This window comes from Albidovulum sp. (genome assembly GCF_049646345.1).
Lineage (GTDB): Bacteria > Pseudomonadota > Alphaproteobacteria > Rhodobacterales > Rhodobacteraceae > Albidovulum.
The window spans coordinates 1-6,524 of record NZ_JBARVQ010000791.1 but is presented as its reverse complement, the minus strand read 5'-3'; the positions used below and the strand labels follow the sequence as shown (position 1 = coordinate 6,524).

5 protein-coding genes and 1 pseudogene are annotated in these 6,524 nt (G+C 61.3%); 1 reads left to right on the top strand and 5 read right to left on the bottom strand.

What is annotated here, in order from left to right; genetic code table 11:
* Nucleotides 1–341 (top strand): annotated as a pseudogene (locus WBB85_RS20800) (coproporphyrinogen III oxidase); the annotation flags it as partial.
* Between the two features lie 80 nt (nt 342–421).
* On the opposite strand, the gene WBB85_RS20795 reads toward WBB85_RS20800, so the two are convergent.
* The 5 genes from WBB85_RS20795 to WBB85_RS20775 form a co-directional block, all read right to left on the bottom strand.
* Complete coding sequence (locus tag WBB85_RS20795; protein WP_432640492.1) at nt 422–1,627, bottom strand: glycosyltransferase; 1,206 nt, start codon at nt 1,625–1,627, stop codon at nt 422–424.
* A complete protein-coding gene (locus WBB85_RS20790; protein WP_432640491.1) occupies nt 1,624–3,225 on the bottom strand; it encodes an ABC transporter ATP-binding protein in 1,602 nt (533 codons plus the stop codon). The genes WBB85_RS20795 and WBB85_RS20790 overlap by 4 nt, the downstream gene beginning before the upstream one ends.
* Complete coding sequence (locus WBB85_RS20785) at nt 3,222–4,325, bottom strand: ABC transporter permease (protein ID WP_432640490.1); 1,104 nt, start codon at nt 4,323–4,325, stop codon at nt 3,222–3,224. Before WBB85_RS20785 ends, WBB85_RS20790 begins: the two co-directional genes overlap by 4 nt.
* On the bottom strand, nt 4,325–5,410 hold the full coding sequence (locus tag WBB85_RS20780; RefSeq protein WP_432640489.1) for a microcin C ABC transporter permease YejB: 1,086 nt from the start codon (nt 5,408–5,410) through the stop codon (nt 4,325–4,327). Before WBB85_RS20780 ends, WBB85_RS20785 begins: the two co-directional genes overlap by 1 nt.
* A 31-nt stretch (nt 5,411–5,441) precedes the next feature.
* Nucleotides 5,442–6,524, bottom strand: a 1,083-nt coding sequence (locus WBB85_RS20775; RefSeq protein WP_432640488.1) for an extracellular solute-binding protein, incomplete at its 5' end; no start/stop codon positions are given.

Sequence of the window (6,524 nt, the reverse complement as noted above, 5' to 3'; positions counted from 1 at the left end):
CGCCCGGCACATCGGCCTATGTCCGCTCTGTGCGCGAGGGGTGTTTTGCAACGGCGAAGGGACATGCGTTCAGCGGTCAGGACCGGCTGCGCGCGCGTATGATTGAGGCGTTGATGTGCGATTTTCGCATCGATCCTGAGGAGATGCAGCGGGACTTCGCCGGATTTGCGCCGGAGATTTCCAAGATGTTTGCGGACGCGGTGCAGGAGTTCGGAGATATGGTCGTATTCCAGAATGGCGAGCTGCGGATACCGGACCGCGCTCGGCCACTGACCCGAATGATTGCGCGTTCCTTCGATGCCTACGATCTTTCGAAAGCCGGACACAGCTCAGCGGTTTGAATGAAATTCACCACCGCGCAATACGATTTTTCTCCGAAAAATCGCCAAATTTTCGGAGAAAATTTGTAGACCTGCAAAAGTTATTCGATTTCGACGAAATCAATCAGGCGCGGCAGACTGTGTCGTTTCAGGTCATATCCGTCGCAGATTGTTGTGCGCGCAGTTCGCCGCAAAGGCATGAATCGTTCCGGCGTGGCAAGAGCGTCGATCAGGGTGGATGACCAACTGCCGACATCGAAAAAATCCACCAGAAGCCCGTTTTCACCTGCCCGGATCACCTCCTGAACCGGAGCCGTGCGCGAGCCGACGATCAGGGCCCCCGCACTCATTGCCTCCAGCATCGACCACGAGAGGACGAAGGGATAGGTCAGGTAGGCATGAACACGGGTCACCTGCAGCAAAGACAGAAAATCCGGATAGGGCACATTGCCCAGAAAATGAACGCGGCTGAGGTCGAGCCCGTCTTTCACCTCATCGAGGAAGATCTGCTTCCAACTCTGCCCCTTGCCGGGGGCGGGCCCGTAGCTCTGCCCCTCGCCACCAACGATCACAACCTGAGCGTCCGGGCGTGCCGCCATTACCTTGGGCAAAGCGCGCATGAAGATATGATAGCCGCGATAGGGTTCGAGATTGCGGTTCACGAAACTCAGCACCTCATCCCCCGGCGCGAGGACACGGCCATTCGGCAAGGTCAGCCGTGCAGCGGCGTCAGGCCGGACCCGGTCGGTGTCGATCCCGTCATGGATGACGCTGATCTTGCCGCGCAGCTCGTCCGGAAAAGTTGAGGCCTGCCATGCCGTCGGTGCAAGCGCGGCATCGGATTCCACCAAAGCCTGCAAAAGATGGGCGCGGCGCGCGACGACAGAAAGGTTCGGCCCGTCGCCGCGCTGGAATTCGGGGTCATAGCCGGTATCGGCCCCCGTCGCGCGATAATAGAACTCGGCATAGGTCAGATGCCGTGCCGCGGGCCAGATCTCTTTCAGAAAGAGGGTCTCCCCCCAGCCGCCATGGCCGAAGACCACATCGGGAACGAAGCCCTTGGTCCGAGTCAGTTGCAGCGCCGCCCGCGCCACCGTTGCCCCGCGTTCCGACATCTCGGCATAGGTCCTGGCCGCGCCCGTCACCTTGCTTTCCGGCGGATCACGATAGCGCAGGACCGGCACAGGTGAGGCGCGCTGATTGCGTTCGGCGGTCAGGGCGACGACCTGATGGCCACGCTCCGCCAGGGCTGGCGCCAGATGCAGGAACTGGCCGGGGAAATTCTGGTGGACGAAGAGGATTTTCATGCGCTGCGTCTGGACTGTCCGAAAGCCGCCGCCATCAATTCGCGGGTATAATCGGTCTGCGGCGCGTCAAAGATCGCGTCCCCATCGCCCGTCTCGACCACATCGCCCGATTTCATCACCATGACCTTGTGGGCCAGCGCGCGAACGACGCGCAGGTCATGGCTGATAAAGAGGTAGGCAAGCCCGTAGCGCCGCTGGAGCGAGCGCAGCAATTCAACGATCTGCACCTGAACGGTCATGTCGAGGGCCGAGGTCGGTTCGTCCAGAACCACCACTTTCGGCCGCAGGATCATCGCCCGGGCGATGGCGATCCGTTGCCGCTGGCCGCCGGAAAACTCATGCGGATAGCGCTCCATCATCGCCGTGTCGAGCCCGACCTCGGTCATGATCCCGGCCACCATCTCGCGCCGGTCGCGGCCCTTCTCGACGCCGTGCACAGTTAACCCTTCGGCGATGATCTGTTCGCAGGTCATGCGGGGGCTGAGGCTGCCGTAAGGGTCCTGAAAGACGATCTGCATGTCGCGGCGCAGTTTGCGCAAGTCCCGTGGCCGCCAGCCGGAGATGTCCTGCCCAAGATAGGCGATGGGTCCCTCGGACGCGATCAGCCGCATGATGGCGAGCGCGAGTGTGGTCTTGCCCGAGCCGCTTTCGCCGACAATACCCAACGTCTCGCCCGAGCGGACCGAGATCGTCGCGGCATTGACCGCCTTCACATGCCCGACCGTGCGGCGCAAAAGCCCGCGCTGGATCGGGAACCAGATGCGTAAGGCGTCGGTCCGTACAATCTCCTCGGCCCCGTCCGGCACCGGGTCGGGGCGGCCATGCGGTTCTGCGGCCAGCAGTTTCTGGGTATAGGGATGCTGCGGGTTGGAGAATATCTGCTCCACCGCCCCCTGTTCGACGATCTCGCCGCCCTGCATCACGCAGACCCGGTCGGCAATGCGGCGCACGATACCAAGGTCGTGGGAGATGAAGAGGAGCGACAGCCCCTCACGTTCCTTCAGCTCGGCCAGAAGGTCGAGGATCTGCGCCTGAATGGTCACGTCCAGGGCCGTTGTCGGTTCATCCGCGATCAGCAAGTCCGGCCCATTTGCCAGTGCCATCGCGATCATCACCCGCTGGCGCTGCCCGCCCGACAGCTGATGCGGATAGTCCTTGAGCCGACGTTCGGCGTCGTCGATGCCGACCTTTTCCATCAGTTCGATGATCCGCGCCCGCGCGGCGTCCCCCGTGAGCCCCTGATGCAAGGCAAGGCTTTCGGCCAGTTGTTTCTCCAGCGTGTGGAGCGGGTTGAGCGAGGTCATCGGCTCTTGAAAGATGAAGCTGATATCGTTGCCGCGCACATCGCGCAGAACCGGTTCCGGCGCGCCGATCATCTCGCGGTCGAGGTATTTGACCGACCCCGATACTTCGGCATTGTCGCCGAGCAGGGCCACGGTCGAAAGCGCCGTCACCGACTTGCCGGACCCGCTTTCGCCGACAATGGCGACGGTTTCGCCCTTGCCGACGCTCAGGCTCACGCCCTTTACCGCGTGGATGATTTTGCCGTCCTGACGGAAATCGACCTTGAGGTCGCGTATGTCGAGAACCGTTTTCATTTGAAGGTCTTCCGGGGATCGAACGCATCGCGCACGCCTTCGAAGATGAAGACCAGAAGCGAAAGCATAATGGCGAAGGTGAAGAAGGCCGAGAATCCGAGCCAGGGCGCCTGAAGGTTCGACTTGCCCTGCAATGCCAGCTCGCCCAGCGAAGGCAGGGAGGACGGCAACCCGTAGCCGAGATAATCGAGGGCGGCGAGCCCGCCGATGGCGCCGGTGACGATGAAGGGCAGGAAGGTGAGTGTCGCCACCATCGCGTTCGGCAGGATGTGGCGGAACATGATCACCCGATCCGAAACGCCAAGCGCGCGGGCGGCGCGGACATATTCGAAATTGCGCGCCCGCAGGAATTCAGCCCGCACCACGCCGACAAGCGCGGGCCAGCCGAAGAGGATCGTCACGAACACCAGAAGCCCGAAACTGCGCCCGAGGATCGCGAAAAGGATGATGATGACGTAAAGCCCCGGCGTCGATCCCCAGATCTCCAGCAGTCGCTGGAAGATCAGATCGACCCAGCCGCCAAAATAGCCCTGCACGGCACCCGCCGCGATGCCGATCAGGCTGGAGATCGTGGTGACGATCAGCGTGAAAAGGATCGACAGGCGGAAGCCATAGATGATCCTTGCCAGCACGTCCCGCGTCGTATCGTCGGTGCCCAGCCAGTGATCGCCATCAGGGGCCGATGGCGCGGTGCCGACGTTGTTGATCGTATTGTGGCGATAGGGGATCGGCGGCCAGAGCATCCAGCCCTTTTCGACCGCCTCGCCGTTGACGATGCCGTCGCCCGCATCCTCGATCACTGCCTCAGGTTCGTCGAAGCAATCTTCCAGCCCACCCGAGACGATCAGGCAGCGCACTTCCGGTTCGCGGTAGACGGCCTCGGTCCGGAAATCGCCGCCGAAGGCGGTTTCGGGATAGAACTTGTAGATCGGGAAATGCAGCCCGTCGCGATAGGAAACGATGATTGGTTTGTCATTCGCCACCACCTCGGCCATCAGCGAGATAACGAAGAGGACAAGGAAGATTCCAAGCGACCAGACCGCGCGGCGGTTGGCCTTGAAATTGCGCCAGCGGCGCTGGTTGAGGGGTGACAACCTCATCAGCCCGCCCGCTTTTCGAAGTCGATCCGGGGGTCGACGAAGATATACATGAGGTCTGACAGCAAGCCGATGAACAGGCCCAGAAGGCCAAAGACCCAGAGCGTGCCGAAGACGACCGGATAATCGCGCGCCACCGCCGCCTCGTAACCAAGCCGCCCGAGCCCGTCGAGCGAGAAGATCGTCTCGATCAGAAGGCCGCCACCAAAGAGGACCGCAAGGAAGAGGCCGGGGAAGCCGGCGATCACGATCAGCATCGCATTGCGGAAGACATGGCCGTAAAGCACGCGCCCCTCGCTCAACCCCTTGGCCTTGGCGGTCAGCACATATTGCTTGTTGATCTCGTCCAGAAAGCTGTTCTTGGTCAGAAGCGTCAGCGTGGCAAAGCTGGAGATGGTCGAGGCCACGACCGGCAGGGTGATGTGCCAGAGGTAATCCGCCGCCTTGCCGATCAGGCTCATCTGCTCCCACCCGTCCGAGGTCAGCCCGCGAAGCGGGAAGATGCGCCAATAGCTGCCGCCCGCGAAAAGCACGATCAACAGGACCGCGAAAAGGAACCCCGGGATCGCATAGGCGACGATGATCGTGCCAGAGGTCCATGTGTCGAAGGCCGACCCGTCCCTGACCGCCTTGCGGATGCCGAGCGGGATCGAGATCAGATAGGCCAGAAGCGTCGACCAGAGGCCGAGCGTGATTGAGACCGGCATCTTTTCGATCACCAGATCGATCACCGAGATCTTGCGGAAATAACTCTCGCCGAAATCGAAGCGCAGATAATCGCCCATCATCTTGAAGAACCGCTCATGCGCGGGCTTGTCGAGACCGAATTGCTCTTCCAGCTGCGCGATGAATTCCGGCGGCAGACCCCGCGCGCCGAGATAGCGGTCATCGCCGCCGATCTGTTCCTGCTGGCCAGTATCACCGCCGCCCGCAATGTTGCGAAAGACGTCACCATCGCCTTCGAGCCGGGCGATGATCTGTTCGACCGGACCGCCCGGTACGAACTGCGTCAGCGTGAAATTGATCAGCATGATCCCGAACAGGGTCGGGACCATCAGTAGCAGTCTTCGCAGGATATAGGCGCCCATCAGACGGTCTGCTCTTTCCCCGTGCGGCGCATCAGTTCAGTGCGCCCGCCGCTTTCAGTTTGGCGGCCTTTTCTTCGTTGTACCACCAGAAGTCCAGTTCGCCCAACGCGAAAGGCGGCAGTGTGTCGGGGTGCTCGTACATATCGTAGTAGGCGATTGTGTGCTGGGCCTTGTACCATTGCGGCACCCAGAACCGATAGGCCCGCAGAACCCGGTCAAGCGCGCGCGCGGCCGTGGTCAGTTCCTCGCGTGTTTTGGCCCCCTCGACAAATGAGATCAACTGGTCCACGGCCGGACTTTGCAGACCCATGAGGTTCAATGCGTCACCAATCGAAGCCGAACCGAAATACTGCTGTAAACCAGAGCTTGGAATCAGATCCTGCCCGAGATGGCCGGTCACGATATCGAAGTCGTGGCTCCGTGTCCGGCTGGTCATCTGTGCATCGTCAACCCGGCTCAGAGCGGCATCGACGCCGAGCGCGCGCAGATTTTCGACAAAGGGATTGAAGACACGGTCAAAGGTCTGACTGTCGTTCAGGAACTCGACCCGCAGCATTTCGCCCTTCGCATTGCGCCGCATCCCGTCGCTGCCGACCTCCCATCCGGCCTCATCCAGCAACGCCGATGCCTTGCGCAGGTTCTTGCGGTCAAGCTGCCGTTCGCCGGAGAGCGGTGCCATGACCGGCTCGGCGTCGAGCACACCGGGCGGCAACTGGTCCTTCAGCGGTTCCAGAAGGGCAAGCTCCTCAGGCGAGGGTAGGCCCGTCGCCTCCAGTTCGCTGTTCTCCCAGAATGAGTTCACACGTTCATAGAGGCCGTAAAAGAGCGAGGTATTCGACCATTCGAAGTTGAACATAAGCCCGATTGCTTCGCGTACGCGCGGGTCCTGAAACTTTTCCCGGCGTAGATTGATGATGAAGGCCTGCCCGCTGGCGACATTGCCGTCCGGCAGGGGGTCCTTCTTGACCCAGCCGTTTTGGAACGCCGGAAAATCGTAGCGCGTGGCCCAGATAAGCGATGATGCCTCGTTCCGGAATGTGTAGGTGCCCCCCTTGAAACCCTCGAAGGCGGCATCGTAGTCGCCAAAATACTCAATTCGAATGTTGTCGAAGTT

Bases quoted from the DNA above. Each gene is read 5' to 3' on its own strand.
- WBB85_RS20795 (WP_432640492.1), bottom strand. From the start codon at position 1,627: ATGAAAATCCTCTTCGTCCACCAGAATTTCCCCGGCCAGTTCCTGCAT.
- WBB85_RS20790 (WP_432640491.1), bottom strand. From the start codon at position 3,225: ATGAAAACGGTTCTCGACATACGCGACCTCAAGGTCGATTTCCGTCAG.
- WBB85_RS20785 (WP_432640490.1), bottom strand. From the start codon at position 4,325: ATGAGGTTGTCACCCCTCAACCAGCGCCGCTGGCGCAATTTCAAGGCC.
- WBB85_RS20780 (WP_432640489.1), bottom strand. From the start codon at position 5,410: ATGGGCGCCTATATCCTGCGAAGACTGCTACTGATGGTCCCGACCCTG.